Genomic DNA, 2729 nt, shown 5'->3' with positions numbered 1-2729 from the left:
TTCAAGAGTTGCTTCTTATGCTTCCCGTGCCTTTTTTGATGATGTTCCAGATGAGGAGGAGATTCGTCAGAAGGAGGAAGCCAGAAAGCGTGAAGTAGCCGAAGGAGTTTTAGCTTCTGCTCGTTACGCTAGAAGTCTTGGATTAACTGCAGATACATCTTATGCTCCTACTAATATAAAAACAGATGATATCAATCTTAAGCGAACCATAGGTGATCCTATTCAAAGGATGTGTGCGGTTTTAGTTAATTCTTCTGTTTCTTGTCTGCAATCGCATCGTCTTTTAGGGTCAGCAACAAAGGTGAATTGGAAAAAGGTATTGAACGACTTAAAAAGTTATGACTCAAGCATGAGGAATAAATCTAGCGGTCTCTTCTCTTTATCTACAGTTGGCTGTGCACTTGTAGGTGGATCGCAACTTTTACACATGAATAAAGCCAAGCTGCCTGGTGTTATGCAGGTAGTTGGTGAGTCATTTAAAACAGGTAAAAGTGCCTTAGAGGTTGGTTTAGTCGACACAGCACGGACAAGATATGGAGCATTAAAGGAACTATACTTTGGCGCTGTTAACCAATGCGGTAAGGTTTGTGAAACACTTCAATCGAATATAGACAATGCTGCACAAACAATTCAGAGCATTGAAGAGAAGAGAAGCCAAGAATGCTCATCTATACTTTCTGGTAGATCTGGATGAAGTGGAAAGGGACTGTCTTGGTTCTTCTTCTTTTTCGGCTCTCTAAGGAAAGTAAAATTGTTTCAAATTTGACGTTTATTTTTGATCAATCTGAATCAAATATCGAATTGCGACTTTGCATTTTGATACGATTAACACAATCTAGTTATCGTCATGGGCTTATGCTTGACTCTTGCCGAAATCTTTCTCGTTTGAAGGAAGGAGAGCTCCTTTTCTTAGATGAAATTCATTCGCTTAACCGCGCTTGCAGTGAATCTCTTTACAATGCAATGGATAATTTTGACCTGAGATTATTAATAGAGCGCAATAAGAGTGCACGTTCTTTGTCAATCAAATTGAAGCCTTTTACTTTGATCGGAGCAACGACATTTCCTGGGAAGCTATCTAAGCCGTTTCTTTCGCGGTTTGAAGTAGTAATTTCATTTGAAGAGTACTCAATTGATGAATTAAAACAAATTTTGTTACTAGCATCACGTAAATTGGACGTAGAAATTGATCAAGATGCTGCTTACATAATTGCATCTCGCTCTAGGGGAACGCCTAGGGTAGCTCTTCACTTTTTGAAATGGAGTCGTAGGTTTGTCATTTCGGCACAGGAGAGTGCTATATCACGACAATCTGTTTTGGATGCACTTGACTTGCTTGGTATTGATTCAATCGGATTGAATCCAATTGAAAGAAAAATTATTTACCTACTTGAAGCTCTTTATGGAGGAGGGCCTGTCGGCGTACAGGTTCTTGCATCTCATCTGGGAGAGAGCGTAGAAACAGTAGAGCAAGTTTACGAATCTCACCTTCTAAAGGAAGGACTTTTAGTCCGTTCGTCTCGTGGGCGCTGTTTAACACAAAAAGGCCGCGATTACATATCAATGTTATAAACCCGATCTATTGACCACGAATGAAAGCTTCGATAAATGTTTTTATACATTCATTTGGGAGCTATAACTTTGTTCCTGATCATTTTTTTAATGAGTTTTTGTTGTGGGGAAAGAAAGTGTTTGAAAAGTACCTTGGGAATGGCTTTGCGCACTTAGCGTTCTGTGTTATATTCGTATTCTTTCGATGTGAAATGATTATGGAGTCAGCTCCATATTTTTTTGAGTCATCTCACTCAGTAGGGTATGAAACGGATTACGCGGTTGCGTCCAGGAAAGCTTTCGAAGAACAAAAGCGTCTATTTGTGTTTTTTACACACGAAAGGGGAAATTGTTCTTGTTGTGAGCAGATGAGGCAATTATTTTTTGGTGATTATTCCATTCTTAGATCTTGGAAAGATCTCCTTGTATTCTGTTGTGTTGAGGTAAACAAAAGTAGAGGGTCATTGCAAGCACTTTTCTTAAAAGAAGTTCTTTCTAGGCTTGGAATGGGAGAGCTTCCACTTCCTTCCTGTCTTGTTTTGGCTCCTATTTCATTTGATCATCTTTTTCTTTTTTCTCTCCCCGCAACACAAGAAGAGATATTTAGGTACATTGAGGAGTCTATTCTGGCGATTCCCGATCCTTCGGCCAGATAGAATCTCCAAGGTTCACAACCCCACAACTAATGATGAACTTGAGTCCTTCTTCCATTGAAAAGTCTGTAGGAATAATGAGGTCACTTTTTATTAAAAGTATGAAGCCGGTGGTTGGATTGGGGGTAGTAGGAACAAAGACAGATGAAAAAATGCTTCCAGGGTTCTCCTTGTCCCATTTACCTTCTTCTTTGATCAAGAAAGCAATCGAATAACTTCCAGCTTGAGGGAATGGCACCAGAACTACTTCCTTGAATGGAGCTTTTGAAGAAGCAACAAAAGATTGCATTACCTCACGAGAAGCTTTGTAAACTATTCGAACAAAAGGAATCTTGTGAAGAATTGTTTCTCCTATTTCAACCATTTTTTTGACAACATACCATCTAGTGATAGCTCCAATTAGAACAGTTGAAATTATCATGAGAATTAATACAGCAACTTCTACCAGGTAAAACAGCAAATGATTTTCATAAACGATGTCTGTCCCCAAAATAAATGAAATTGCAGACACGAAAGGAGTTGTAA

4 protein-coding genes are annotated in these 2729 nt (G+C 39.0%); 3 read left to right on the top strand and 1 reads right to left on the bottom strand.

What is annotated here, in order from left to right; all coding sequences use genetic code 11:
- From GCCT14_RS04335 to GCCT14_RS04325, 3 genes are all read left to right on the top strand, one after another.
- The coding region (locus tag GCCT14_RS04335; protein WP_157952606.1) for a hypothetical protein at window positions 1–694 on the top strand (694 nt) is incomplete at its 5' end.
- Entirely contained in the window at window positions 691–1572 is an 882-nt protein-coding gene (locus GCCT14_RS04330) for a Holliday junction DNA helicase RuvB C-terminal domain-containing protein (RefSeq protein WP_108624378.1), read from the top strand. The genes GCCT14_RS04335 and GCCT14_RS04330, both read left to right, overlap by 4 nt.
- Before the next feature lie 116 nt (window positions 1573–1688).
- Window positions 1689–2207, top strand: a complete 519-nt coding sequence (locus GCCT14_RS04325) for a hypothetical protein (protein WP_157952605.1) — start codon at window positions 1689–1691, stop codon at window positions 2205–2207.
- Here GCCT14_RS04325 and GCCT14_RS04320 read toward each other — a convergent pair.
- On the bottom strand, window positions 2173–2729 hold a 557-nt coding region (locus GCCT14_RS04320), incomplete at its 5' end, for a DUF502 domain-containing protein (protein WP_108624376.1). The genes GCCT14_RS04325 and GCCT14_RS04320 overlap by 35 nt on opposite strands.

It is taken from the genome of Candidatus Similichlamydia epinepheli, assembly GCF_003056015.1.
The sequence above is the reverse complement of the archived record's forward strand: the minus strand, read 5'-3'. Positions and strand labels throughout refer to the sequence as shown.

Excerpts from the sequence above, each read along its gene's own strand:
- GCCT14_RS04330 (WP_108624378.1), top strand. The coding sequence starts at position 691 with ATGAAGTGGAAAGGGACTGTCTTGGTTCTTCTTCTTTTTCGGCTCTCT.